General features: G+C 62.4%; 18 protein-coding genes and 1 pseudogene. 5 read left to right on the top strand and 14 right to left on the bottom strand.

Going from position 1 to position 26,905, the window contains the following annotated elements:
* Positions 1–80: 80 nt before the first annotated feature.
* The 4 genes from L9B60_RS00260 to L9B60_RS00245 all read right to left on the bottom strand — a co-directional run bounded on the left by L9B60_RS00260 (position 81) and on the right by L9B60_RS00245 (position 3,800).
* Positions 81–971, bottom strand: a complete 891-nt coding sequence (locus L9B60_RS00260; RefSeq protein WP_249674977.1) for an AraC family transcriptional regulator — start codon at positions 969–971, stop codon at positions 81–83.
* 92 nt (positions 972–1,063) lie between these two features.
* The gene (locus tag L9B60_RS00255; protein WP_249674976.1) at positions 1,064–1,966 is read right to left on the bottom strand and encodes a MurR/RpiR family transcriptional regulator; all 903 of its coding nucleotides are present in this window, start codon (positions 1,964–1,966) and stop codon (positions 1,064–1,066) included.
* Between the two features lie 79 nt (positions 1,967–2,045).
* The gene (locus L9B60_RS00250; protein ID WP_249674975.1) at positions 2,046–3,335 is read right to left on the bottom strand and encodes a glycosyltransferase; all 1,290 of its coding nucleotides are present in this window, start codon (positions 3,333–3,335) and stop codon (positions 2,046–2,048) included.
* Positions 3,336–3,425: 90 nt separating this feature from the next.
* On the bottom strand, positions 3,426–3,800 hold the full coding sequence (locus L9B60_RS00245) for a response regulator (RefSeq protein WP_249674974.1): 375 nt from the start codon (positions 3,798–3,800) through the stop codon (positions 3,426–3,428).
* Between the two features lie 243 nt (positions 3,801–4,043).
* Here L9B60_RS00245 and L9B60_RS00240 point away from each other — a divergent pair, with 243 nt between their 5' ends.
* From L9B60_RS00240 to L9B60_RS00220, 5 genes and pseudogenes are all read left to right on the top strand, one after another.
* Positions 4,044–7,535 (top strand): response regulator, encoded by a 3,492-nt coding sequence (locus L9B60_RS00240; RefSeq protein ID WP_249674973.1) that lies wholly within the window; start codon positions 4,044–4,046, stop codon positions 7,533–7,535.
* Positions 7,536–7,554: 19 nt separating this feature from the next.
* Positions 7,555–8,376 (top strand): CheR family methyltransferase, encoded by an 822-nt coding sequence (locus tag L9B60_RS00235; protein WP_249674972.1) that lies wholly within the window; start codon positions 7,555–7,557, stop codon positions 8,374–8,376.
* Complete coding sequence (locus tag L9B60_RS00230) at positions 8,373–8,966, top strand: chemotaxis protein CheB (protein WP_249674971.1); 594 nt, start codon at positions 8,373–8,375, stop codon at positions 8,964–8,966. The genes L9B60_RS00235 and L9B60_RS00230 overlap by 4 nt, the downstream gene beginning before the upstream one ends.
* Positions 8,960–10,142: pseudogene (locus tag L9B60_RS00225) on the top strand (hybrid sensor histidine kinase/response regulator). The gene L9B60_RS00230 and the pseudogene L9B60_RS00225 overlap by 7 nt, the downstream one beginning before the upstream one ends.
* 78 nt (positions 10,143–10,220) lie before the next feature.
* On the top strand, positions 10,221–10,598 hold the full coding sequence (locus L9B60_RS00220; protein ID WP_249674970.1) for a response regulator: 378 nt from the start codon (positions 10,221–10,223) through the stop codon (positions 10,596–10,598).
* Here the strand turns inward: L9B60_RS00220 and L9B60_RS00215 are convergent.
* From L9B60_RS00215 to L9B60_RS00170, 10 genes are all read right to left on the bottom strand, one after another.
* Positions 10,587–11,840: a DUF2599 domain-containing protein gene (locus L9B60_RS00215; RefSeq protein WP_249674969.1), complete on the bottom strand. Its 1,254-nt coding sequence runs from the start codon at positions 11,838–11,840 to the stop codon at positions 10,587–10,589. The genes L9B60_RS00220 and L9B60_RS00215 overlap by 12 nt on opposite strands.
* Before the next feature lie 8 nt (positions 11,841–11,848).
* Complete coding sequence (locus tag L9B60_RS00210; protein WP_249674968.1) at positions 11,849–12,838, bottom strand: hypothetical protein; 990 nt, start codon at positions 12,836–12,838, stop codon at positions 11,849–11,851.
* Positions 12,839–13,012: 174 nt separating this feature from the next.
* Complete coding sequence (locus L9B60_RS00205; protein ID WP_249674967.1) at positions 13,013–14,725, bottom strand: hypothetical protein; 1,713 nt, start codon at positions 14,723–14,725, stop codon at positions 13,013–13,015.
* Positions 14,726–14,870: 145 nt separating this feature from the next.
* Positions 14,871–16,901, bottom strand: a complete 2,031-nt coding sequence (locus L9B60_RS00200) for a response regulator (protein WP_438866044.1) — start codon at positions 16,899–16,901, stop codon at positions 14,871–14,873.
* Complete coding sequence (locus L9B60_RS00195) at positions 16,898–18,412, bottom strand: ATPase domain-containing protein (RefSeq protein WP_249679630.1); 1,515 nt, start codon at positions 18,410–18,412, stop codon at positions 16,898–16,900. Before L9B60_RS00195 ends, L9B60_RS00200 begins: the two co-directional genes overlap by 4 nt.
* 66 nt (positions 18,413–18,478) lie before the next feature.
* On the bottom strand, positions 18,479–19,534 hold the full coding sequence (locus L9B60_RS00190) for a tetratricopeptide repeat protein (RefSeq protein ID WP_249674965.1): 1,056 nt from the start codon (positions 19,532–19,534) through the stop codon (positions 18,479–18,481).
* A gap of 228 nt (positions 19,535–19,762) precedes the next feature.
* Entirely contained in the window at positions 19,763–21,193 is a 1,431-nt protein-coding gene (locus L9B60_RS00185; RefSeq protein ID WP_249674963.1) for an efflux transporter outer membrane subunit, read from the bottom strand.
* The gene (locus tag L9B60_RS00180) at positions 21,190–24,369 is read right to left on the bottom strand and encodes an efflux RND transporter permease subunit (RefSeq protein ID WP_249674961.1); all 3,180 of its coding nucleotides are present in this window, start codon (positions 24,367–24,369) and stop codon (positions 21,190–21,192) included. The genes L9B60_RS00185 and L9B60_RS00180 overlap by 4 nt, the downstream gene beginning before the upstream one ends.
* Before the next feature lie 13 nt (positions 24,370–24,382).
* A complete protein-coding gene (gene mexE / locus L9B60_RS00175) occupies positions 24,383–25,621 on the bottom strand; it encodes a multidrug efflux RND transporter periplasmic adaptor subunit MexE (RefSeq protein WP_249674959.1) in 1,239 nt (412 codons plus the stop codon).
* A 352-nt stretch (positions 25,622–25,973) separates the two neighbouring features.
* Positions 25,974–26,894 (bottom strand): LysR substrate-binding domain-containing protein, encoded by a 921-nt coding sequence (locus L9B60_RS00170; RefSeq protein ID WP_249674955.1) that lies wholly within the window; start codon positions 26,892–26,894, stop codon positions 25,974–25,976.
* Positions 26,895–26,905 lie beyond the last annotated feature (11 nt).

Below are 26,905 nucleotides of genomic sequence, written 5' to 3'. Positions count from 1 at the left end.
AGACCTGAACGCGCGCCGGTACAAATCCTGTTTGATAGAAAAACTGATACTTTCTTGCACTCAAGCCGGTTACGTCGAATTTACCCCGGCCGCTGCTCCACCAGCCGCCGATAATGCGAAGGGGTCATGCCTTTCAACTGCTGAAAGCGCCGGTTGAAGTTGGAGATATTATTGAATCCCGATTCAAAGCAGACATCGGTGACCGGTTTGTGCCCGTCGGCCAAGAGTTCGCACGATTTACTAATGCGCAGGCGGTTGACGAACTCGACGAAACTGCGCCCGGTAGCGTGTTTGAACACCCGGGAGAAGTAAGTGGGTTTCATGCCCAGGTGTTCGGCCACTTCTTCCAGGGTCAAGTCGCGGCCATAGTGGGCAAAGATGTAATCCACGGCGCGGTTGGTGCGGTCGATGTTGTGTTCCTCACCCAAGTGTTGCGCGGTGGTGCCCGACAGCAGTTGGTAATCCTCGCAGCCGGCCAGCAGTTCCATCAGGATCAAAAAGTAGCCCAGGCGGGCAATGCCCTGGTGGTCGGCGATGCGCTGCATCAACGGCATGGCTTGGGCAATGGTGTGCCGGCAACGGAACTCGATGCCGTGGCGGGCACGCTCCAGCAAGGGCGTCAGGCGTTTGAGTTCGGCGAATACCTGGTGGCCGCTTTCAAACAACTGGTCGGTGAAGTTCACCAGCATGTCGCGCTTGGGCACCACTTCGTCCGGCGCCACCTGGCTGATCCAGTTGTGTGGCAGGTTGGGCCCGGTCAGGAACAGGCTGCCCGGGGTGAAGTTGCCGATGTAGTCACCGATGAACACTTTGCCGGCGCTGGCGATGATCAGGTGCAGCTCGTATTCCTTATGGAAATGCCAGCGCACCAGGGGGCAGGGAAACCCGTGCTGGCGATAGATGATGGACAACCCCGCGTGGTCGTCCATCAGTTCATAGGAGGGGTCGCTCAGCTTGCTGTGTCGCGTCATGACGCTGCCACTTATTGTTATTGGCCAGGTTCCTTGAGCTTAATGAAAAGCCAGGGCGCGGCGCAATCTGCAGTGCAGTGCTTGCACGTTGCTTAGTGGGCGGCCCTCGCACCGGTGTTCAACTGGCTAAGCACTTGGCTGGCACGTTCAGCAACGTCATTGACCGGCGCCTGGTGACGCATGCGCAGGGCGGCACCCAGCCCTTCGATCACGCTCAGCACGGCGACGCGTGACTGGGCCAGCACCGGGTGCAAGGTGGATGCGAACAGGCAGTGGGTGGCGATGTCGACCAGTTTGGAGGCGGGCGAATCACTGATCGCCAGCACGGTCGCGCCTTGTTCGCGTGCAAACGTTGCCAAGGCCTGGGTTTCATTGAAGTAGGGCGGCAGGTCGATGACCAGCAATACGTCGCTGCGGCCAATGGATGCCAGGCGATAAGCGGTCTGCTCGGCGTCGGCTTGCGGGTTGATGACTTGCACATCGCGACAATGCGCCAGCAACAGGTCCGAGGCCATGAGCGCCAAGTGGTGGCTGGTGCTGCAGCCCAGCACGAACGCGCGCTGGCACTGGCTGAGTTGCTCGCCCATGGCGCTGAACGTCTGGTCATCGTTGTTGTTGAGCACCGCGTCCAGGTTACCTTTGCTCAGGCGCACCTGCTGCTCCAGGCAAAAACCTTTTTCCGGGTTGTGCAGCAGCTCGGCGTGGACCTTATCGACCGGCGACAACAGTTCCAGCAGGTTTTCCACCAGCGCCTTGCGCAAGCCCGTGAAGCCCTTGGTTTCCAGGCCCAGTGCATTGGACAGGCGGTTGACGGCGGCCGTGGATGTTTGGGTTTCCTTGGCAATTTCTTCGATGTTAAGGGTCGCGGAACGCAGCGGGTTGCGCAGGATAAACTCGGCGTTGGCCCGCAAGGCGGGTTTAAGCTTAGGCGCCAACTCGCGAAGCTTGAGCATCAGTTGTGTGTCGTAGACCGTGTTTCCGGAGGATTTCAACATGGAATGAAGGCCTTTAGGGAGGAACGGAGGGTCAGATTACACAACTATTGTAGTCGGAAATTTCATTTGGATCCAATTTTCAAAACGCCTTGTTCTTCGCTTCGATCCATTGCGCCATGTATTGCGTGCTCTTGTGATGGTGGTGGCGCAACATCGCCCCCGTGAAATTGTGGGTTCGATGCTGTTCCAGGCTGTTTCGCAGCATTTCAATACGTTCAACCAAGGCACTGGCGTGTGTGCCGGCGTGGTAGCGGCTTTGTAATAGTGTGTTTCCGGCCGTCTGCGCCTGCTCCCAGAGCGCTTGGTCCTGGTACAGGCGCACGGCCGCATCGGCCAGCGCCTGGGCATCGCTGGCCACGCTGCCGGGCCACGGCAATGGGCCTTGCATGCCTTCGGCGCCAATGGCCGTGGTCACGCTGGGGGTGCCGCACAGCATTGCATCGGCCAACTTGCCTTTTATGCCAGCGCCAAAGCGCAGCGGCGCCAGGGCCACCCGGGCGTCCTCCATCACCTGCAAGGCATCTTCGGCCCAGCCACGCACGTGAAAGCCCTGGGCTGGGTTGTTCAAGGCCGTGGCCTTGGGTGGGGTGTAGGCGCCATAGACGTGTAGCTGGGCCTTGGGCAACTGCTGGCGGATGAGCGGCCACAGGCTGTTCTTGAGCCACAGCACGGCATCCCAGTTGGGTGCGTGGCGGAAGTTGCCGATGCTGAGGAAGTGCTCGCGCAGGCCAAAGGCCTTGAGCGGGCGCGGGGCGGTATCGAGCATCAGCGGGCACCAGTGCAGCAGGCTGGCGGGCACCTGGAACTGGTGGTTGAGCAGTTGCAACTCGGCATCGGAAATCATCAACGACAGGTCGCAGCGGTAAATGGCGGCGATTTCCCGCTGGCTGACGTCGGCTGCGGCCATGTGCGCGAACAGTTGCGGGTGCTGCAGGCTGAACAGCTCGCTTAGATCATCCTGTTGGTCGGCGTGCCTGAGGTGCGCCTTAAGCAGCACATGACGGGCCTCGCGCAGGCTGTGCAGGTCGCAGGTCTCGAGCACGCGCAGGGCATTGGGGCACTGCTGCTCAACGCGCCAGCCAAATTGCTCTTCCATCATGAACCGGTCGAACAGCACGATGTGTGGCGCCAGTGCACGGACAAAGGTGTCGAAACTTTCGTCATTGAGGGTGATGGCGCATTGCTCGATGCCGAGCGCCGCGAGGTCGGCCATGTGCTCGCCCGCACGCGCGGGGCTTGCGAACGTCACGGCCCAGCCTTGGTCGAGGAAGGCCTGGAGCAACTGCATCATGTGCGACCCCGCCGCAGAGGATCGGGGTTCTGGCCACACGTAGCCGATGACAAGGACCTGGGTGCGAGGGGCGGGCATGGGAAAACGTCTCTGATGCAAAAAGGGCGCAGCTTGAAGCTTCACGCCGAAAGCTTCAAGTGTGGCCCCCTGTGCTTTTACGTGGCGCTTTCAACTTGCCGCTTGCAGTTGCAACACACCTTTGACCTTGTCACGCAATTGGTCGATGGAGAATGGCTTGCCTATGACGTGCATGCCGGCCGGCACGTCGATGTTTTCGGCATAGCCGCTGGCAAACAGCACGGGCAAGCTTGCGCGCGATTCGCGGGCTTTAAACGCCAACTCCTTGCCATCCATGCCCGGCAGGCCTACGTCGGTCATCATCAGGTCAATCACCTGGGCCTGATCGTTAACAAACTGCAGGGCAGCAGGGCCGTCCTCGGCTTCAAGCACGGTGAACTCCAGCTCTTCGAGCACGTCGACGATCAACATGCGCACGATGGCATCGTCCTCGACAACAAGAATGGTAGCGGCTGGGTTAGACATGGGTCGGGTCCTGGGGCAGTGGAAAGCACGATGCATTCGCGCTTCGGGTCTTGTATGAGTAAATGGCGAGGCCCTCAAAGTTCCTTGCACGCTGAAAATATCACCCAGCCTGCTGGCCAAATGCTGCAACCCATTCTAGACCGTCATTGTGCGCGTTTTTCAAACGCGTGTAGGAAAAATAGACCTTTTACTCAGGAATCCGGCAAACTCTTCGGTTTGACCACACCACCAGGGCCAATGGACATGAGCAAACCCGCCTCAACTGATGAGCAAAGCTTTCGCAAGCTGCTCACCCGCAACGTCAGCCTGCCCCTGGGAGTGGGGCTGCTCAGTGGTGTGTTCTTCGTCGGTATCATCGTTTACCTGTTGTCGGTGATCGATTGGGTCGAGCACACCGACCGGGTCATCAACAACGCCAATGAAGTGGTCAAGCTGTCCATCGACATGGAAACCGGCATGCGCGGTTACCTGTTGACCGGCAAAGAGGATTACCTGGACCCCTTCGAGCTGGCCAAGCCACGCCTGGCGGCCGAAGTGCCGGCGCTCAAGGAACTGGTGGCGGACAACCCGCGCCAGGTCGACCGCCTGACCCGCATCATGGCCTTGCAAAAGGAGTGGATTGCCTACTCGCAGCGCATGATCGACCTCAAGCGTGACACTGGTGACTACAGCTCGGTGGTGCAAACTGGGCGCGGCAAGCGCCTGACCGATGAAGTGCGCACTGAATTCAATGCCTTCATCGAGATGGAGCAGGGCTTCAGGGTGCAACGTGCCGAAGACGTCAAGACGACGATTGCGGTGTCGATTACCATTTATGTGCTGTTCGTGCTGATCGTCAGTGGCCTGCTGGCCTATTTTGGCCGTCGGGACATGTTGTCGCTTTCCACCACGTACGGTGAAAACATCGAGGCCCAGCGCCGCAGTGCCGAGCGCCTGGAGGCTCAGGCCTGGCTGCGCAATGGCCAGACCCAATTGGCCGAGCAGGTGCTGGGGCAATTGAGCCTGCAATTGCTGGGGCGCAACATCCTGCATTTTTTCGCCGGTTACCTGGGCAGTGTGGTTGCGGCGGTTTACGTGCGCGAAGAGCACGGCACCCTGCGCCGGGTGGCCAGCTACGGCTTCTCGGCCGAACAGGAAAGCTATGGCTTGACCCTGCAGCACGGCGAGGGGGTGGTGGGCCAAGCCGTGCAGTCCGCGCGCCTGATGCGCCTGGACGATGTGCCCAACGACTATTTCAAGGTCAGCTCGGCGCTGGGCGAGGGCATGCCGCACAGCGTGCTGATCATGCCCACGCGCGATGAGGACGCGGTCAATGGCGTGGTCGAGCTAGGCTTCCTGCGCCCACTCAGCGAGCGCGACACTGAACTGCTGGAGCTGTTGGCGGGCAACATCGGCACCTCCATCGAGGCGGCGCGCTATCGCCAGCGCCTGCAGGAAGTGCTGGCCGAAACCCAGCAGCTCAACGAAGAGCTGCAGGTGCAGCAAGAAGAGCTGAAAACGGCCAACGAAGAGCTCGAAGAGCAGTCGCGGGTGCTCAAGGAGTCCCAGGCGTTCCTGGAAACCCAGCAGGCGGAGCTGGAGCAGACCAACGAGCAACTGGCCGAGCGCACCGACGCCATGGCCGAGCAACGCGATGCCCTGGACAAGAAAAACGCCGAACTCAACCGCGCCCAGGTGCAGTTGGAGGAGCGCGCCGAAGAGCTGCAGCGCTCCAGCAAATACAAATCCGAGTTCCTTGCCAACATGTCCCACGAGCTGCGCACGCCGCTCAACAGCTCGTTGATTCTGGCCAAGCTACTCAGCGAGAACGCCGAGCAGAACCTGACCAGCGAGCAGGTCAAGTTCGCCGATTCCATCTACTCGGCCGGCAATGACCTGCTCAACCTGATCAACGACATTCTCGATATTTCCAAGGTGGAAGCCGGCAAGCTTGACGTGCGCCCGGAAAACACCAGCACCGCGCGCCTGGTCGACGGCCTGCGCACGATGTTCGAACCGCTGGCCGCCGACAAGCGCCTGGACTTCAGCGTGGAACTGCTCGACGGCACCCCGGCGATGCTCTTCACCGACCGCCAGCGCGTGGAGCAGATTCTCAAGAACTTGTTGTCCAACGCGCTGAAGTTCACCGAGAAGGGCCAGGTCAGCCTGACCGTGGCCGAGCAGCCGGGCGAGGGCATTGCCTTCCGGGTGCGCGACTCCGGCATCGGCGTGGCGGCCGACCAGCAGCAGGCGATTTTCGAAGCCTTCCGCCAGGCCGATGGCACCACTAACCGCCGCTATGGCGGCACCGGCCTGGGCCTGTCGATTTCCCGCGACCTGGCCAACCTGCTGGGCGGCTACATCAGTGTCAGCAGCAGCCTGGGCAAGGGCAGTGAGTTCACCTTGGTATTGCCGCTGCGCTACATCGAGGCCGAGCCTAGCCACGTGCATCCGGCGCCCACCGTGATTGCCCAGTACCAGCCTGCGGCCGTCAGCGCGCCAGTCGTCGCGCCGCTGCCGGAGGTGCTCATCCCGCGCTTCCCGGACGACCGCGACAAGGGGCCGTTCGACAAGCGCTGCATCCTGGTGATCGAGGACGAGCCCAGCTTTGCCCGCATCCTGTTCGACCTGGCCCACGAGCTGAACTACAGCTGCCTGGTGGCCCATGGTGCCGACGAGGGCTTCGACCTGGCTGCGCGCTTCATTCCCGACGCGGTATTGCTGGACATGCGCCTGCCGGACCATTCCGGCCTGACGGTGTTGCAGCGCCTTAAGGAACTGGCCGCCACCCGGCACATCCCGGTGCACGTGATTTCCGTCGAAGACCGCGTCGAGGCGGCCTTGCACATGGGCGCGGTGGGTTATGCGGTCAAGCCCACCACCCGTGAGGAGTTGAAAAACGTGTTCGCGCGGCTTGAAGCCAAGCTGACCCAAAAGCTCAAGCACATCCTGCTGGTGGAGGACGACGACCTGCAGCGCGAAAGCATCGCCCGCCTGATTGGCGACGAGGACATCGAAATCACCGCCGTGGGCCTGGCCCAAGAGGCGCTGGACCTGCTGCGCGAGAACGTCTACGACTGCATGATCATCGACCTCAAGTTGCCGGACATGCTGGGCAACGACCTGCTCAAGCGCATGTCCACCGAAGAGATCTGCGCCTTCCCGCCGGTTATCGTCTACACCGGGCGCAACATGACCCGGGACGAAGAGGCCGAACTGCTCAAGTACTCGCGCTCGATCATCATCAAAGGCGCGCGCTCACCTGAGCGCTTGCTCGATGAAGTGACATTGTTTCTGCACAAAGTCGAATCGCAGCTGTCTCAGGAAAGGCAAAAGATGCTCAAGACCGCGCGCAGCCGCGACAAGGTTTTCGAGGGCCGCAAGATCCTGGTGGTGGACGACGATGTGCGCAACATCTTCGCCCTCACCAGTGCCCTGGAGCACAAGGGCGCCATCGTCGAGATCGGTCGCAATGGGCGCGAGGCCATCGACAAGCTCAACGAGGTCGAAGACATCGACCTGGTGCTGATGGACGTGATGATGCCGGAAATGGACGGCTACGAGGCCACCCGCGAGATCCGCAAAGACCCGCGCTGGCGCAAACTGCCGATCATTGCCGTGACCGCCAAGGCCATGAAAGATGACCAGGAGCGCTGCCTGCAGGCCGGTTCCAATGACTACCTGGCCAAGCCCATCGAGCTTGACCGGCTGTTTTCCCTGATCCGCGTGTGGTTGCCACAGCTGGAGCGTATTTAGTGCAGGAACCTGTGCAAGCATGACCGCCGAGCGTAACACCGACATCGAAATCCGTTTGCTGATCGAGGCCATCTACCTCAAGTACAGCTACGATTTTCGTGACTACTCCGGGGCTTCGATCAAGCGCCGGATTCATCACGCCCTGACTCAGATGGACTGCAAGACCATTTCGGCGCTGCAGGAGCGGGTGCTGCACGACCCCACTGCGTTCATGCAGTTGTTGCAGTACCTGACGATCCCGGTCAGCGAGATGTTCCGCGACCCCGAACACTTCCTGGCGATCCGCCGCGAAGTGGTGCCGCTGTTGCGCACCTATCCCTCGATCAAGGTCTGGATTGCCGGGTGCAGCACCGGTGAAGAGGTGTACTCCATGGCCATCCTGCTGCGCGAGGAGGGGTTGCTGGAGCGCACCATCATCTACGCCACCGACATCAACCCGCAGTCGCTGGAAAAAGCCAAGCAAGGCATTTACTCGATGGAAAGCGTGCGCACCTACACCGAGAACTATCAGCGTGCCGGTGGCCAGCAGTCATTTGCCAGCTATTACACGGCGGCGTACGGCAACGCGATTTTCGACTCCAGCCTGCGCGAGAACGTGACCTTCGCCGACCACAGCCTGGCGACCGACAGCGTGTTTTCCGAGACGCAGTTGGTTTCATGTCGCAACGTGTTGATTTACTTCAATAAAAACCTTCAGGATAGGGCCTTCGGGCTGTTCCATGAGTCGCTCTGCCACCGCGGCTTCCTGGTGCTGGGCAGCAAGGAGACCCTGGACTTTTCTGGCTACAGCGGCCACTTCGAGGCGCTGGTCAAACACGAACGGATCTATCGCAAACTATGAAAGCCAAGCCTGCATCGGGTGGTTATCAGGCGGTGGTGGTGGGGGCGTCGGCAGGCGGGGTCGAGGCGTTGCTGCGTGTGTTTGGCGCCTTGCCGCGGGATTTTTCCTTGCCGGTGATCACCGTGCTGCACTTGCCCGAAGAGCGCCACAGCCATTTGGCCGAGGTGTTCGAGCGGCGCCTGCACCGGCCTTTCAAGGAAGCGCGCGACAAGGAGGGCATCGTGCCGGGCATGTTTTACGTGGCCGGCCCCGGTTATCACCTGTCGGTGGAGCAAGACCGCAGCCTGTCCTTGAGCCAGGAGGAGCGGGTACATTATTCGCGCCCCGCGATCGACATGCTGTTTGAATCGGCGGCCGACACCTACGGCGCCGGGCTGATTGGCGTGCTGTTGACCGGCGCCAACGAAGATGGCGCCAAGGGGCTGGCAACCATTGGCCGCTGTCACGGTCTGACCGTTGTCCAGGACCCCGCCGAGGCGCGGGTAGCGATCATGCCCGAGGCTGCGCTGAAGTTGCGGCGCCCAGACCATATTCTCCCATTGAACGGCATAGGCTTATTGCTCGCCGAGCTGGAACGAAGCACATGCTAAGTCACATACGCGCCAAACTGCTGATCGTCGACGACCTGCCGGAAAACCTGCTGGCCCTCGAAGCCTTGATCAAGGGCCCGGACCGGGAGGTGCACAAGGCACTTTCGGCCGACGAGGCACTGTCGTTGTTGCTGCAGCACGAGTTTGCCCTGGCCATCCTGGATGTGCAGATGCCGGGCATGAACGGCTTCGAGCTGGCCGAGTTGATGCGCCAGCACGGAGAAAACCAAAAGCATCCCCATCGTGTTCGTCAGTGCGGCCGGGCGCGAGATGAACTACGCGTTCAAAGGCTATGAAAGCGGCGCCGTGGACTTTTTGCACAAGCCGCTGGAAATCCACGCGGTCAAGAGCAAGGTCAACGTGTTCGTCGACCTGTACTGCCAACGCAAGGCCCTCAAGGAGCAGCTCGAGGCCTTGGAGCGCAGCCGCCAGGAGCAGGAGGTTTTGCTCAAGCGCCTGCAGGCGACCCAAAGCGAGCTTGAGCACGCGGTGCGCATGCGCGATGACTTCATGTCCATCGTCTCCCACGAAGTGCGCACGCCGCTTAACGGCCTGATCCTGGAAACCCAGTTGCGCAAGTTGCACCTGGCCCGGGACAACGCCGATGCGTTCACCCTGGACAAGATGCGCGGCATGGTCGACCGTGACGAACGGCAGATCCAGAGCCTGATCCGCCTGATCGAAGACATGCTCGACGTGTCGCGCATCCGCACCGGCAAGCTGTCGATCCGCCCCAGTGAGTTCGACCTGGTGCAGTTGGTGAGCAACTTGCTGGACAACTTCGCGCCCCAGGTGGCGGCAGCCGATTGCCAACTGCATTACCGCGCCGACACGCCGGTGCTGGGCACCTGGGACGAGTTTCGCATCGAGCAGGTGGTGTCCAACCTGATTTCCAATGCCTTGCGCTATGGCGGCAAGGGCCCGATCGAGGTGGCGGTGTACGCCCTCAAGGGGCAGGCCCACGTGGAAGTTCGCGACCATGGGATCGGTATCGGCAAGGAGAACCAGAAGCGGATTTTCCAGCAGTTCGAACGGGTATCGGCCAACCACGTGGTGGCGGGGCTGGGCCTGGGGTTGTTCATTTCCGAGCAGATCGTGGCGGCTCACGGCGGAGTGATCAGTGTCGAAAGCGCACTGGGCGAAGGCTCGCTTTTTCGCGTCAGCCTGCCACTGTGAAGATTGGCTGAACGGTAGGCAACCTCTGCCGCAGGCCACGGTCGTATGGGCAGCTAATAGAAGAACATAGGCATTACCATGAGCTCAGATGCACAAGACGTAGTCCTCATCGTCGAAGATGAACCTTCGATTTTGATGGTGTTGTCCGCTTACTTGTCGGGTGAAGGTTACCGTGTGCTGGAGGCCAAGAATGGCGAGGAAGCGTTCGAGGTACTGGCCAGCAAACCCCACTTGGACCTGATCGTCACCGATTTTCGCCTGCCTGGTGGCATTTCCGGTGTGCAGATCGCAGAGCCGGCACTCATGCTGCGTCCGGATTTGAAAGTGATCTTTATCAGTGGCTTCCCCCAGGAAATCCGCGAGACCGGCAGCGAGCTCGCCAAGCGAGTGCCGATCCTGGCCAAGCCGTTCGACCTGGACACGCTGGGCGCGCAGATCCAGAAGTTATTGGTCTGAGGTGCCGCTCGGGTTGGGGTTGCAAAAGGCCGCCTCCGTGCGGGCCAGGCCTACGTCCGGGCGCCACGGTTCCAGGTCCCAAGTACCTTGTGTCGGCGCATTTTTAAGGTGGCACAGGTACTGATTGCGCATCCCGCTTGCGTTGATGTACCTGCGGTCGTTACCCCAATCGCGCAACAATTCATCTGCCGCGAAGGCATGGTCAGTGGCCGGCAAGTTGTTGCGTGCGCAGTCGGTCGGGGTCACCGCCAAGGCGTCGCCGCCCGCTTGTGTGTACCAGCTCGCCCGGCTGATGTATTTTGCGCAGCGCTGCGTGATTTGACGTGGGTACGGGGCAGGGCTCGGGTCGGGAATGGGCGTGGCGTGCTGGTCGGCCGTCGAGTACTCAAACAGGGCCCGGCCATTGATATTGCTGGGCAAGGTTAACCGAATCACCGGCTTGACCATGCCGCCCGACGCCAGTTTGAAGGCTTCCTGATCACGCATGGCTTGGCTGCGGCCCGAGCTGCTGCCGGCCAGGTAGAAGAACGCCTGCAGGGGCAACGTGCCGGCGCTGTGAGTGGGCCAGGTGTCCAGGCGGACTTCGTTGAACGCTGCAGTCTGCAAAAAGCGATGCGCCAGCAGGAATGCATTGAAGTAGGCGACCGATTGCGGGCGGTCCGCCGCGCTGACGCTGAATCCGCACTGATGATAGCCGCGCTGTTGCTCGGCTACCTCCATGTAATGAGCCAGCCACGCCGAGGCGTCGGTGATGTTCTGTTGATCACAGCGGCCGCTGTCGGTCGGGTAGTCTGAATTGGCCCCGCACCCGGCGTCACTGCGCCGCTCGGTACCGGCGGCGACCGGGAAGGCACATAGCACCTCAATCTCAAGCTTGTTGGCAGGTTGCTGCATGACCGGGTAGACGATGAAGCCGTTGACGCCAGCACCGGTCAATGCGCTGAAATTGGCGTCCTGGCGCAGGTACGAGAACGACAGGCCGTAGTTGTTGGGCAGCACGGGGTCCCAGGGCGCCTGTTGGGTCAGCGCGGTGGTCACCCGTAGCAACACCCCGGAGCAGAGGAACGCGGGTGCCGTGGGGCTGCAGTTTTGGGCTTGGTTATCGTAGCGGTATTGCAGGTCGGCCGCCGTGTCCGGCCCCAGGTCCCGCGGTGCGGGGGGCGCCGCCCATGACGGGGTGCCTGCGCTGCAGGTGGCGGCCAGCATCAACGTCATCAAGCGCTTGCAAGTGAAGGCGGGCATGGGGCACCTCAACGCAGTGTCAGGCGCAGGTAGCGCGAAAACATCAGTTGCGGGGCGCTGCCGTCATTGCGGGCCATGCTGTAATTGATCGACACCAGGCGCCCGATGTTCTCGTTGTACCAGGCGGTGCCCAAGCTGACGGTCAACCAGTGGTTGGGGTTGTCGGGCATGGGTTCGATGCTGCTGCGCCACACGCTATTGCCCAGGGCCGTCACTTGCACCGTATGGCGGCTACTTTGGCCATTGTATTGCACGGTGACATTTCGATCCGAGATGCGCGGCGCGCCCAGCACGAAGCCCGGATAAGCATCCACGCTGACCAGCGTGGTCGCCGAGGGGTGAATCGTGCCATTGGCGTCCACCACTTGGTAACTGACCTCGGCCGTGCTGCCGATGATGTCGACGAACTCGCGCCGCAGTACTTGCACCACCTTGACGCCAGGGCTGATGACCGGCAGCAGGTCCGACTCCCAGGTGACATGACCTTTCCAGATCAACTTATAGCGATCGCTGGCTTGCGAGGTGGCCAGGGGCAACTGGACCTCCAGGAAGTCATCGTTATACAGATCGCCCATGCGCAGGTACAACTGGGTTGCCGTGCTGTTGTAGGCCTTGGGAATGGCCACGCGGCCCAGCACACGGTCGTTGCGAGTGATGTGAATGGGATCGCTGGCGGGAAATACCAGCGCCGAGTTTTCGGGCGAGGTGGGTTGCCCATCCATGTTTACCTTGAGGGTGATGATCACGTCGCTGTTGTTGTCCAGGTCGTTGAACCAGCTGCGGTTGGCGGGCTTGTACAGCCCCACGCTGGTTTCGGCGGGCAGCACGCCGGTGCCCAGAACCACGGGCAGCGTCACGGCGACGCCGTTGGCGCGCCCTGATACCTGCAGCCATAGCCGTTGGCCGGGCGCAATGAAGGGCCAGGGCTCGACGGTGATGATCGGGTCGACGGTCAGCGGCAGTACCAGGGAGGAGTCTGCTTTCAGCGAGGGCTTCATCGGGATGGCTCCGGGGGGCAATGGTTGAGCGCTCATTTAAAACTGATGCCAGGTGGGGCGATACTGATAGAACTGACAGGATTGCCAGTCGGTATTTTTTGGTGTATGGCAAGGGTTTTTCGAGGGCTGGCAGTGCCCCGGCGTAGCGATGCTGCGCCGGGGCGAGCGGGGCCGTCAGGGGGTCACTGCCTGGTCGCCGGCAGCGTATGTGAAGGGTGTGGTCTGGCTGATTGAAAAACGCACCACGGGAACGAACTTGCCGGTGGCGGCTTTGAAGTCTCGCTGAATGTTCTGGGCACCGGCCAATCCTGTACCGCGGGTACCTTTGATGTGATAGAAAATCGCTTCGATCGGCAGGCTGGACGGTATGTTTTGCGGCCAGGTGCGCAGCATCACTTCGTTATGGAAGCGTCTGTCAGCAGCGATCTGGAAGTAAGGGCGTATGTTCAGGCCCAGCGCAAAGTACGCAGGGGTACTGGCGAACCCACATTGGTGCTGATTACGCGCGCTGAAATGGCCTGAGCCGGCGACGGCATGATAATGCGTGGCCCATTTGGCTGCGGTGTCTATGCCCAACGTCGTGCAGAAAACACTTTGCGTGGGGTAACTTGGGTGCGCGCCGCAACCACTGTTGGCGCGGTAGATACTCGCCGCGTCGGTCGGGAAATAGCACAGCAAGGTGATGAAATAATCCTGGTCGCGGATCGAGGCGTTGTAGTTCTTGAAAATCAGCCCTTCAGACAAAGCCTGGTCCCACGCGAGCTCCGTGATGCCCTGGTCGCGGCGCAGGTAGCTCCACGACACCCCGCCCAGCGTCACCGAGGTGGGGCTGGGGTTCCACACCTTGTAGCCGGCCCCCCAGGTGGTCATGCGAATCATCACGCCGTCGCAATAGAAGGCCGCTTGCCCGTTGCAGGTGTTGTCCAACTTGTTGAAGCGCCGATTGAGCTCGGCGGCCACCCCCGGGCCGCCGCTGCCGGTGCCCGTGGGCAGCAGGAACACGTTGCGGTCGGCCGCCTTCATGTCCAACTTGAGCACGGGCACCAGGGTACCGGTGGCGGCCTGGTAATCGCTTTGCAAGCGCAGCGCATAGGTTTGGGAGGCGGGGGAGGCGGCATCGTAGAAGAACGCTTCGATCGGCAGTTTCGCCGGTTGGTTCGGGTCCCACGTTTGCACCACGACCTCGTTGGCCCAGGCGGCCTTTTCAGCGCCGCCCTGGTGCCCCTCAAGGCTTGCCCTGAACTCGCTGGTACTGGCGTTCAGTGAGCACTGATTTCGGGTGTCGTGGCCATATTTGGCGAAGTTGGCCAGCCATAAGGGCCCGGTGACCGCGGGCGGGTTCAGGCTTGCGCAACTGCCCTGGTTAGTCTCGATGGCGCCAGCTTTGGCCTTCACCTCACTGGCGGCGGTGGTGGCGAAGCCGCAGCCGTTGCTGGGGCGCCCCTGGATACCGGCAATGAACGGGTACACGCAACGGAGGGTGTAGGGCTTGTTGGCCTGTTGCGCCGTGGTGGAGTCACTGAACACAAACCCCACGCCACCGGGCAGCGAGCTGGTGCTCAGGTCGCCGCGAAGGAAATGGAACGAAACCGAACCTAACGCCGTGGCTGCGGCGCTGTGTGTCCAGAACTTGTAATTGGCGTTGTAGGTGACGGTCCTCAGGAGCACCCCGGAGCAGTAGTAGGCGGGTGTGTTATTGGGGCAACTGCTGACCTCGTTCTTGAAACGTACGTTGAGTCGGGCCACCAGGGCGGCGTCCTGAATTGACGAATCGTCGAGGGCGACGCCAGCGGCGGGGATGGAGGGCTCGCTCGGCTGCGGGGGCCTGGGGGCGGGCGCACAGGCGGCGAGCAGCAGTGAGATCGCCAGCAACACACGTGCTTTCATGATGGATGCCTCTTGAGAAAGAGGCTCGATTCTGTGATGGGGCTTTAGGGGCCACAACTGACAGAAATGACAGGTACCCCCTACGTACGCTGGCTTTACGAGGGTAGAGGCGACCATTTTCTGACCGGCGGTAGCCGGCCTGGCTTTACGTCCCGATCATCTCCCGCACCTTGGTCGTCAACAGCTCAAACGCGAACGGCTTGGTAATCATCTGCATGCCAGGGTCCAGGAAGCCATGGCGCACTGCCGCGTGCTCGGCATAGCCAGTAATGAACAACACTTTTAGCCCCGGCCGACGATGACGACCCATCTCGGCCAGTTGCCGGCCATTCATGCCGGGCAGGCCCACGTCGCTGATCATCAGGTCGATACGCTGCGAGGATTCAAGCAGGGTCATGGCACTGTTGGCATCAGCGGCCTCCAGATAGCGATACCCCAACTCACCCAGCACGGCGCACACCAACTCGCGCACGGCTGGGTCGTCCTCGACGATCAACACGGTCTCGCCGTGGCGGGCGATGGGTGTGCTATGGGCGGTTTCAGCCGGTGCCTGGCCAATCTCTTCCTGGCAACGCGGCAGGTACAAGCGCACCACGGTGCCCTTGCCGATTTCGCTGTCGATGGCCACATGCCCACGTGACTGCTTGCTGAAGCCATAGATCATCGACAGCCCAAGCCCGGTGCCCTGGCCGATAGGTTTGGTGGTGAAGAACGGATCGAACGCGCGGTTGATCACGCTCTGGGGCATGCCGCTGCCGTTGTCGCTGACGCTGAGCACCACGTAGTCGCCGGCCTTGAGGTTGGCGTGGTTGGCGACGAACGCATTGTCCAGGGTTTGATTGGCGGTGTGCACGCGCAGCTGGCCGCCGCAAGGCATTGCGTCGCGGGCGTTGATCACCAGATTGAGCAGAGCGCTTTCCAGTTGGTGGGGGTCCGCTTCGGCGACCCACAGGTCGGGGCACAGGTCGACCTCAAGTTCGATGCTTTCGTTCAGGCTGCGCTGCAGCAGTTGGTCCATGGCGGTGACCAGGCGGTTCATGTGCACCGGTTGCGAGTCCAGCGACTGGCGACGGGAAAACGCCAGCAAGCGGTGGGTCAGGCCCGCCGCACGGTTGGCCGAGGTCACGCCCAGGTCGATCAGCCCGCCCAGGTCATCGTAGCGCCCGCGGGAAATACGCCGGCGCATCAGTTCCAGGCTGCCGATGATCCCCGTGAGCATATTGTTGAAGTCATGGGCGATACCCCCGGTGAGCTGGCCCACCGCTTCCATTTTCTGCGCCTGGCGCAGTGCTTCTTCGTTTTCCCGAATCTGCGCGGTGCGCTCTTCGACCTGTTGTTCCAGGGTTTCGTTGAGCTTGCGCAACTGCGCTTCGCCGGTCATGCGTTCGGAGATGTCAGTCGACACGCCGACCAGGGTCAGCACCTCGCCGTTGGTGCGGCGAATGGGCCGGGCGCGCAGGTCGATCCAATGCAGCGAACCGTCGGGCCAGGTGGTGCGGCATTTCAGGATGAAATCAGCACCCTGCTGCAGGCTCTGACGCAGGCTGTCCTGCATCGCGGGTTGATCTTCCTGGTGGATGCTGTGCAGCCAATCGGCGTAGTTCATCGGTTCACGGGGGCCGCGGCCATAGTGCCCTTTGCTGATGGGCGAGCAGTCCAGCTCCAGGGTCTGGGCATCCAGCTGCCAGGCGCCCAGCCGGCCTGCGGTCAAAGCGTTCTGCAAGCGCTGCTCGCTTTCGCTCAGGTCGCGCAGCCGGTCACGGGCCTCGTACTGACGCTTGCGCCCGCGAATCGCGGTGGTGACCAAGCTCAGCAGGGTCACCGGGTGGAAAGGCCGTTCGACGAAGCTGACGTTGCCCAGGTGCGCGCCCAGGCGACTGCTGGGCGCCTGGTCGGGGCCCTCGCGGCGGGTCATGAGCACGATGGGCAAGTCCGACCAGGCCGGCTGCTGGCTGAGCAACAGGTGCAGCGGGCTCAGGTCGATTTCGCTCAGCGCTTCGCTTGCGATCAGCGCAACGCCTGCGCCTTGCTCGATCACATCGCACAGGCCCTGCAGGTCTTGGGCAACGGTACCGGCAAAACCGGCCTCGTTGAGGATTTTCATGGCGATCTGGCTGTCGCGGCCAATGGGCGCGAGGATCACCGCACGTTCAGAGGCACTGTACGCGGTGCTCACAGGCCTTCTTCCGCGAGCAGCGGGTTGCTTTCGCCGACGTAGGTGGGCACCCCGCGCAGCACGCCCTGGAAGTCATTGAGCGGTTCGCCGATGGTCAGCCCGTGGTTGCCGATGCGGTATTCGCGGATGGTTTTTTCGTGGCCGCCAAAACGTTTCTTGATCACCGAAATGGAACGGCGGACTTGGCCAAGGGCTTCGAAATAACGCAATAGGATGACCGTGTCGGCCAGGTAGGTGATGTCCACCGGGGCCTGCATGTCGCCGACCACGCCCTGTTGCGCCACGGTCATGAAGGTGGCGGCGCCCTGGCGATTAAGGTACAGCAGCAGCTCGTGGATGTGCAGCACCAGGGAGTTTTCATCATGCATGGCGGCCTGGTAGCCGTTGATGCTGTCGATGACCACCGTCTTGATGCCGTTGTCGTCGACCTGCTGGCGCACCCGGTGGGCGAACTCACCGGGCGACAGTTCCACCGCGTCCACTTGCTCGATCACCAGCGCACCACTGGCCTGCAGGGGCTCAAGGTCGATGCCCAACAGGCGCATGCGTTCGAACAGCAGGCCCAGTTCTTCATCGAAAATGAACATGGCCACCCGTTCGCCACGGGCGATGGCCGCCACCGCGAAGTTCATCGCAATCAGCGATTTACCGGTACCCGCCGGGCCCAGTATCAGGGTGCTGGAACCGTTCTCGATGCCACCGCCCAGCAGGGCGTCGAGTTCGGCGATGTCGCTGCTCATGGGCGCGCGCAGGTAGCGGCTGCGATGCTCGGCGGCCACCAGGCGCGGAAACACCTGCACGCCGGTCTGGTGGATGGTGAAGTCGTGATAGCCGCCGCGGTACTTCTGCCCGCGGTACTTGACCACCCGCAGGCGACGCCGTTCGGCGCCGTAGTTGGGCGTACGTTCCTCCAGCCGAACCACGCCGTGGGCGATGCTGTGCAGGGTTTTGTCCAGCGGCTCGCTGGTCATGTCGTCGAGCAGCAGCACGGTGGCCTCGAAGCGGGCGAAGTAGTGCTTGATGGCCAGGATCTGGCGGCGGTAACGCAGCGAGCTCTGGGCCAGCAAGCGCACCTCCGAGAGGCTGTCGAGCACCACGCGGCGCGGCTTGGTCTTGGCGACGATGTCGAAAATTTGCCGCGTGGCTTCGCCCAGTTCCAGGTCGCTTGGGTACAACAGGCTTTGTTCCTGCTGCGCATCGAGGATCATTTCCGGAGGGGTCAGCTCGTAGATCTGGATGTTTTCCCCCAGCTCCCAACCGTGGGAACGCGCACCATCGCGCAATTCGGCTTCGGTTTCAGACAGGGTGATGTACAGGCAGCCCTCGCCGGCAGCAGCGCCGGTCATCAGGTATTGCAGGGCAATGGTGGTCTTGCCGGCGCCGGGCTGGCCTTCGAGCAGGTAGATATGGCTGCGGGTCAGCCCGCCGCAGAGAATGTCATCCAGGCCGGCAATACCAGTGTCTGCTTTCGATGTGCTCAAGTTGGACTGTCCCCGTGTTATCCAAAACATAGGCATGGGAGACTGTGTTTTTGCCCCTGCCTGAACACTGGACAGCGGGGCGATGCAGGCGTTCCGTCACAACCCTTGCTGCAAGGCAGGGTCGTCCGGGTTTTGCTGTTCCAGTTCGGCCAGCAAAACCTGTACGTTCTGCAACTGGCCGGTTTCTTTCCAGTAGGCGATCAGCAATATCCGCGCCTTGCGGTTGGCGGGCTGGCGCCGCAAGATCTCGTCCAGCTGGCGTTGCGCCGCTTCGGTTTGCTCAAGCTGGTGCAAGGTGGTGGCCAGCTCGTAGCGATAGTCGCTGTTCTCCGGCTCAAGCTCCACGGCGCGGGTCATGCCCAAAAGGGCCAGTTCCGACTGGCCGTGACTGAGCAGCCATAACCCCAGGGTGTGCTGCAAAAACGCTGATTGCGGGGCCTGCTTGAGCTCTTCGGCAAGGCGGGCGCGGGCTTCGTCGGGCTTGCCTTGCTTGTCCAGCGCCTCGATTTGCAGGGCCCGGGCATCGCCGTTGTCGGGGTCCAGCGTGAGCACGCGTGCCAGCGCCGCGCTGGCTTGCGGGTAGTCGTCATCGTGCAGGTACACCTGGGCGAGTTGCAGCTGGGCGTCGGCGTCATCTTCCTGGGGGGCCAGTACCTTGACGTACTCATCGAGCACTTTTTCCAGCGGGCCGAAGTACAGGCCCAGGTCATCTGGCGACAACCCCAACATCGCACGGGCAGCGTGAAAGCGCATTTCCTGGTCGTCATCCTCCAGCAACGGCCCCAGCAGCAGGCTCAATTGCGCGGCGGGCACCAATTGGCTGATGGCCTCGATGGCGGCATGGCGCACCAGGAACGATTCGTGGTGCAGGTCGACTTTGGCCAGCTTCAAGGCCTGGGGGCTGGGGTAGTTGGGCAGTTCGACATACAAGCTGGCGCGGCGCGCGGGCGAAAGGTCCTGGCGAGCCAACTGCTGGTACAGCACCCGTGCGGCACCCGGCAGGCCGTTGTGGGCCATGTTCAACGCCTTGCCGTAATTGTGCCGCACCGCAGCAGGCGCGGCGGGCGGGGCAGGGGCGTACGAGTACCAGCCCACGCCGAGTGCAACGATGGCAAGCAGGGCCAGGACCGGGTAGCGAAAGCGTTTGAGCATCCATGAATCCAAAGCGCAGGCGGGGGTGGGTCAGCTTCGGTCAGGTTGGGGTGGGTGTCAAATGGGAGTGCGTGGGGGGGGTGGCTTGGGATTCAAGTGAAGCTCAAACCGGCCGCCCGCGCGGCCTTTCGCAAGCAAGCTTGCTCCCACTTTGGCTGTACCAAAAAATGTGGGAGCAAGCTTGCTTGCGGCCGGTTTGAGCTTCACTTGAGTTTCAAGCCAACCTCATCACTTAACCGCCACCACCTGGGGCTGATACGGCACCTGCCAGCCCCCACCGAGCGCCTTGTAGATCGCAACGATGCCACGATACTGCTCGGTTTCGGCCTGGGCCTGGGCGTCTTCGGCGCTCAGGCGTTCGCGCTCGGCGTCCAGCAGTACCAGGTAGTCGACCGTGCCTTCGCGATACTGGATCGAGGCCAGGTTGGCGGCGGCGCGGCTGGAGTCGCTTTGCTTGACCAGCGATTGCAGGCGTTGCTGGGTTTTGCCGTAGTCGCTGAAGGCGTTTTCCGACTCTTCCAGGGCCAGCAGCACTTGCTGCTCGTAGGTGGCCAGCGCGCCTTCTGCGTCGGCATTGGCGCCGCGGATGCGGGCGCGCACGCTGCCCAGGTCAAACGCCGCCCAGGTGATGCTCGGGCCCAGGCTCCAGGCGTTGGCGGCGGCCGAGCCGATTTGCGAACCACGGGCGGCGGTAAAGCCCAAAAAGCCGCTCAGGCTGACCCGTGGAAACAGGTCGGCGGTGGCCACGCCGATGTTGGCCGTGGCCGCTGCCAGCTTGCGTTCGGCGCTGCGCACGTCAGGCCGGCGGCGCAGCAACTGGGCGGGGTCGCCAATGGGCAGGGCCTTGCTGATGGCCGGCAACTGCGCGGGGCTCAAGTCCACGCTCAGTTGTTCCGGGCGCTGGCCCAGCAGGGTGGCAATGCGGTTTTTCGAGCGTATCTGCAGTGCCTGCAATTGCGGCACGGTGGCTTCGACGCCGGCCAGGCGCGCATCGGCGCGCACCACGTCCAGTTCGTTGCCCACGCCTGCGTCACGCAGGGTGACGGTGATGCTGCGCGACTCCTGCTGGGTCTTGAGGTTGGCCAAGGCGATGTGTTCGCGCAATTGCGCGCCGCGCAGGTCGCCGTAAGCGTCCACCAGTTCAGCGATCATAGTCACCTGCAACTGCTGCAGGTCGGCCCTGGCCACGTCTTCCTGGGCATTGCTGGCTTCCAGTTGGCGCTGGATGCGGCCGAACAGGTCGATCTCCCAGGCCATGTCCAGGCCCAGGTCGTAGCGTTCGCTGTTGACCCGGTCGGTGGTCTGCCCGGGCACCTGGCCTTTGCCCACGTCACTGCTGACGCGGCTGGTGACCACCGGCAGGTTGTCGTTGCTGATGTCATCGCGAATCGCCCGCGCCGCTTTGAGGCGGGCGAAGGCCACGCGCAAGTCGCGGTTGCCGCTCAGGCTCTGGCTGACCAACTGGTTGAGGGTGGGGTCATCGAACTGCTGCCACCACGCCGCATCGAACTGGCGCGAGTCGTACTGGGTCTTGCCGTCGCTCTTGGCGGCGGTGAGGGTGGCCGCCGCCGTGTCCGGGGTCTTGTAGTCCGGGCCCACCGCACAGGCCGCCAGGGCCAGTACCAAAAGGCTTGGCATAAAGAGTTTCACGGCGTTCATGCTTGCACCTCAAGTTTCAGGGCCTTGGCCGCTTTACGCGCCTGGCTGCGTTCCACATAACGACGGATCAACACGAAGAACACCGGGGTCAGCAATAGGCCGAAGAAGGTCACCCCCAGCATGCCGGAGAACACCGCCACGCCCATGGCATGCCGCATTTCGGCACCGGCGCCGGACGACAGCACCAAGGGCACCACGCCCATGATGAAGGCGAACGAGGTCATCAGGATCGGCCGCAAACGCATCCGGCAGGCTTCCAGCACGGCAGCCAGTGGGTCCAGGCCTTCTTCCTGTTTGTCCTTGGCAAACTCCACGATCAGGATCGCGTTTTTGCACGCCAACCCCACCAGTACGATCAGGCCGATCTGGGTGAAGATGTTGTTGTCGCTGCCGGCGATCATCACCCCGGCGATCGCCGAGAGCAGGGTCATCGGCACGATCAGGATCACCGCCAAAGGCAGGCTCCAGCTCTCGTATTGCGCGGCCAGTACCAGGAAGGCCAGCAGCACGCACAGCGGGAACACGAACAACGCGGTATTGCCCGAGAGGATCTGCTGGTAGGTCAGGTCGGTCCACTCGTAGGTCATGCCGTTGGGCAACTCGTCCTTGAGCAGTTTTTCCACGGCGGCCTGGGCTTGGCCCGAGCTGTAGCCCGGTGCCGCGGCACCGTTGATCTCGGCGGTGACAAAACCGTTGTAGTGCATCACGCGGTCAGGGCCAGCGGTGTCGGTCACCTTGATGAAGGTGGCCAGCGGGATCATCTCGCCCTGGTTGTTGCGCACCTTCAACTGGCCGATCTGCTCCGGCTCCAGGCGGAACTGTTGCTCAGCCTGCACGTTGACCTGGTAGGTACGGCCAAAGCGGTTGAAGTCGTTGGCATACAGCGAGCCCAGGTACACCTGCAGGGTGTCGAAGATGTCGCTGATGGCCACGCCGTGGGTCTTGGCTTTTTCACGGTCGATGGCGGCGTCCACCTGCGGCACGTTGACGGTGTAGCTGGTGAACAGCCCGGCCAGTTCCGGCACGCTGCGGCTCTTGGTGATGATGTTCTGGGTTTCCTTGTACAGCTCGTCGTAGCCCAGGTTGCCACGGTCCTCGACTTGCAGGCGGAAGCCCCCGATGGTGCCCAGGCCCTGTACCGGCGGCGGCGGGAAGATCGCCATGTAGGCGTCCTGGATGCTCGCGTACTTGCCGTTCAGCGCCGCGGCGATGGCGTTGGCCGATTCGCTGGGGTCCTTGCGCTCGTCGAAGTCTTTCAAGGCCACGAACACGATGCCGTTGTTCGGGCTGTTGGTGAAACCGTTAATCGACAGGCCCGGGAAGGCGATGGCGTTGGCCACGCCCGGCTGCTTCATGGCGATGTCGGACATGCGCTTGATGACATCTTCGGTGCGGTCCAGGCTGGACGCGTCCGGCAGTTGCGCGAAGGCCACCAGGTACTGTTTGTCCTGGCTGGGCACGAAGCCGGTCGGGGTGTTGGCAAAGCCCACCCAGGTCAACACCATGAAGCCTGCGTACACGACCAACGCGATGCCGCTGCTGCGGATAACCCGGGCAACGGTGCCCACGTAGCCGTGGCTGGCCTTGACGAAAAAGCGGTTGAAGGGGCGGAACAACCAGCCGCCCAAAAGCGTGTCCAGTACCCGCGAGAAACGGTCCTTGGGGGCATCGTGGGCCTTGAGCAATACCGCGGCCAGGGCTGGCGACAGGGTCAGGGAGTTGAACGCCGAGATCACCGTGGAAATCGCGATGGTCAGCGCGAACTGCTTGTAGAACTGCCCGGTAAGGCCGGAGATGAACGCTGCCGGCACGAACACCGCGCACAACACCAGCGCCGTGGCGATGATCGGGCCGGTCACTTCACGCATCGCACGTTTGGTGGCATCGACCGGGTTGAGCCCCAGCTCGATGTTGCGTTCCACGTTTTCCACCACCACGATGGCGTCGTCCACCACGATGCCGATGGCCAGCACCAGGCCGAACAGCGACAGGGCGTTGAGCGAGAAGCCGAACAGGTGCATCACCGCGAAGGTACCGATCAAGGATACCGGCACGGCCACCAGCGGGATGATCGAGGCGCGCCAGGTTTGCAGGAACAGGATCACCACCAGCACCACCAGGATCAGTGCTTCGAACAGGGTGTGGATCACCGCTTCGATGGAGCCACGCACGAAGATGGTCGGGTCGTAGACGATGCTGTAGTCCATGCCTTCGGGGAAGCTCTTCTTCAGTTCGGCCATCTTGGCCCGCACTTCATTGGAGATGTCGATGGCATTGGAGCCTGGGCGCTGGAAGATCGGGATGGCCACGGCCGGCTGGTTGTTGAGCAACGAGCGCAGGGCGTACTGGCTGGAACCCAGTTCGATGCGGGCGATGTCCTTGAGGCGGGTGATCTCGCCGTCGGCACCGGTGCGGATGATGATGTTCTCGAACTCTTCCTCAGTGACCAGGCGGCCTTGGGTATTGATCGACATCTGGAAGCTGGTGGCGCTCGGCGAGGGTGGCGAACCCAGTTGGCCGGCCGCGACCTGACGGTTCTGCTCGCGAATGGCGGTGACCACGTCGGTGGCGGTCAGGTTGCGCGAAGCGGTCTTGTTGGGGTCCAGCCACACACGCAGCGAGTAGTCGCCCATGCCGAACAACTGCACGTCGCCCACGCCGCCCAGGCGCGCCAGTTCATCCTTGATGTTGAGGATGGCGTAGTTGGACAGGTAGAGCATGTCGTAGCGTTTGTCGGGCGAGGTCAAGTGCACGACCATAGTGAGGTCTGGCGAGGCCTTGTCCACGGTGATGCCGATGCGGGTCACCTCTTCGGGCAACTTGGGCTCGGTGCGGGTCACGCGGTTCTGCACCTGCACCTGGGCGTTGTCCAGGTCCGTGCCCAGGGCGAAGGTGATGGTCAGGGTGAGCTTGCCGTCGGCGGTGGACTGCGAGCTCATGTACAGCATGTTCTCAACGCCAGTGATGGCTTGCTCAAGCGGCGCGGCCACAGTTTCGCCGATGACCTTGGGGTTGGCACCGGGGAAGTTGGCGCGCACCACTACGGTCGGCGGCACTACTTCGGGGTATTCGCTGATCGGCAGTTGGAACAGCGAGATGGCCCCGGCGATCAGGATCAGCAGCGACAGCACGGCGGCGAAGATCGGCCGCCGGATAAAGAATTGTGAGAAGTTCATCGCAATGATCCTGTTAACCGCGTGGGGTCGCGACGGCGGCCACTTTCACGGCGCCGACGGGGGCGTTGGGCGAGTTGCTGGCTTCCAGCGCCTGGCGTTGCTGGGCAAGCGCCGCGAGGGTGGCGGGGCTGGCCATTGGCGAGTCCTGGGCGTCGACTTGCGAGCCTGGGCGTACGCGCTGCAGGCCGTTGACCACGATGGTGTCGTCCTTGGCCAGGCCGCTGCGCACGATGCGCAAGCCTTCCAGTTTCGGGCCCAGTTCGATGGCGCGGTAATTGGCCTTGTGGTCCTTGTCCATCACCAGCACGAACTTCTTGCCAAGGTCGGTGCCCACGGCCTCGTCCTTGATCAGCACGGCGTCGTAGGTGCCGCTGCCCACCAGTTTCAGGCGGGTGTAAAGGCCAGGGGTGAAGCTGCCGTCTTCGTTGTCGAACACCGCGCGGCCACGGATGGTGCCGGTGCGCGGGTTGACCTGGTTGTCGACGAAGTTCATCTGGCCCAGGTGGGGGTTGCCTTCTTCATTGGACAGGCCCATGTACACCGGCGTGGTAGCGCCGCGCTGGCCTTTGCGGGCGAGCTGGGTGTACTTGAGGTACACACGCTCGTCGGCATCGAAGTAGGCATACACTTTGTCCGTGCTCACCACGCTGGTCAGCGCGGTGACGTCGGCGGTAACGATGTTGCCGGCGGTGATTTCCGCCCGGCTGACGCGGCCGCTGATAGGGGCGGTCACGCGGGTAAAGCTCAAATTCAGTTTGGCCAGGTCCAGTTGCGCCTGGGTCGCGGCGACTGCGGCGCGGGCTTCCTGGGCGGCAGTGGTGCGCGACTCGGCAAGCTCGGTGGAGATCGCATTGCTGGCCCGCAGGCGTTCGCCACGTTGGGCTTCGCTGTCATTGCGCTGGGCGCTGGCGCGGGCCTGCTGCACCTGGGCCTGCAGGCGGTTTACTTCAGCCTGGAACGGGCGTGGGTCGATCTGGAACAGCAGGTCGCCCTTTTTCACCAGAGCGCCATCGGTAAACGCCACGGCATCGATCTGGCCGGACACCCGCGGGCGCACCTCGACGGTTTCCGGCGCCTCCAGGCGCCCGGTGAACTCGTCCCATTCGTTAACCGGCTGTTCCAGTACCTTGGCCACGGTGACCTTCGGTGCCGCGGGTGCCTGAGCCACGTCAGGGCTGCGACCACAGGCGCTCATCACCACGACCGCCAGGGCCGCGAGGGGAAAGCGCAAATGTTTGATTGACCGTTCCATGTGTACGTCCGCCAATGGAGTTAGAAGAATGGGCGGAGTGTGTTCTGCGCGAGCGTCATCGACGAATCGAATGGGCCGAACATAAATATCATTCAGAATGATACAGAGCGGCTGCAGGCCTTGTGGGGCGGGGGTTTCGTGAGCTTGCTATTAATTAGGGTGATATCGGAATGCGCCGAATCTTGACGTTCGGCAAGCCATTTGCAGGCGCCACGGTACGCTAGGGGTGAATTGCTTTCTTGATATCAGCCCAGGCGCACAATTTCTGTCTGTAGGCGGGGGTTGATCCGCGCAAAGAACAGCACGGTTTACCGCAGACACCGCGGTGTTTGCTTCGCGGATCAATTGGCTCCTACAAGAGATTGCGTTGTTCTTCAGCAACGGATTGATCCGCGCAGAGGGCGCCCTGCAACCACCGCAAAAATTCACGCACCGGTGTGCGCCGCTCCTGGCCCGGCACGCACACCGCCGTGTAGGTGGCCACGGCTATGCTGATGTCGGGTCGATAAGCTGTCAGCAACCCTGTGGCAATACTGTTGGCCGCCAGTACATCGCTTGCCAGCACAAGGCCATGGCCGGCCGCCGCCGCTTGCAAGGCATAGTGCTCATCGTCGTACTGGCGCAAGCGGGCGCGTTGCAGCCAATCATCGTGGCCACTCAAGGCGCACCACGCGGGCCAATCCACGGCGTGCTGGGTATCGCCGTGCCAAGGCACCGTGATCAGTTCCAGTGGCGCAGGGGCGGCAGGTGGCGCCCAGCCGGGCGGCGCGTAAACGGCGAAGTGTTCGGCCAGCAAGGGCAGGGCGAACAACGCCGGGTCCGGTTTGAATTGCGCGCGCAGGGCCAGGTCAATGCTGGCATCGCGCGCCAGGTCCACCAGCGCGTTGCTGGTTTCCACCCGCACGTGAATGTGCGGGTACTGGCGGTGGAAGTCCCCCAGGCGCGGGATCAGCCACAGGCTGGCAAAGGCCGGCGTGGTGCTCAGGGTCAGGCGTTGGTCGTCGCAGTCGTCGTTGAAACGCCTCAAGCTGACTGCAAGTGTGCTCAGGCTTTCGTGCACCTGGCTCGCCAGCCGCTCGCCGGTCGGCGTCAGCCGCACCCCTTGGCCGGTGCGCTCGAACAATAAGGCGCCCAGGCTTTGCTCCAGTGCCTTGATTTGGTGGGACACGGCGGCGGGGGTGACCGCCAGTTCATCGGCCGCCGCCTTGAAACCACCCAGGCGGGCAGCGGATTCAAACGCGCGCAGGGCGGTGAGGGGGAGTTTGGCGAACACGCAGTTTTTCC

The sequence above is a fragment of the Pseudomonas abieticivorans genome, from assembly GCF_023509015.1.
Lineage (GTDB): Bacteria > Pseudomonadota > Gammaproteobacteria > Pseudomonadales > Pseudomonadaceae > Aquipseudomonas > Aquipseudomonas abieticivorans.
This window is presented reverse-complemented; position numbering and strand designations above follow the sequence as displayed.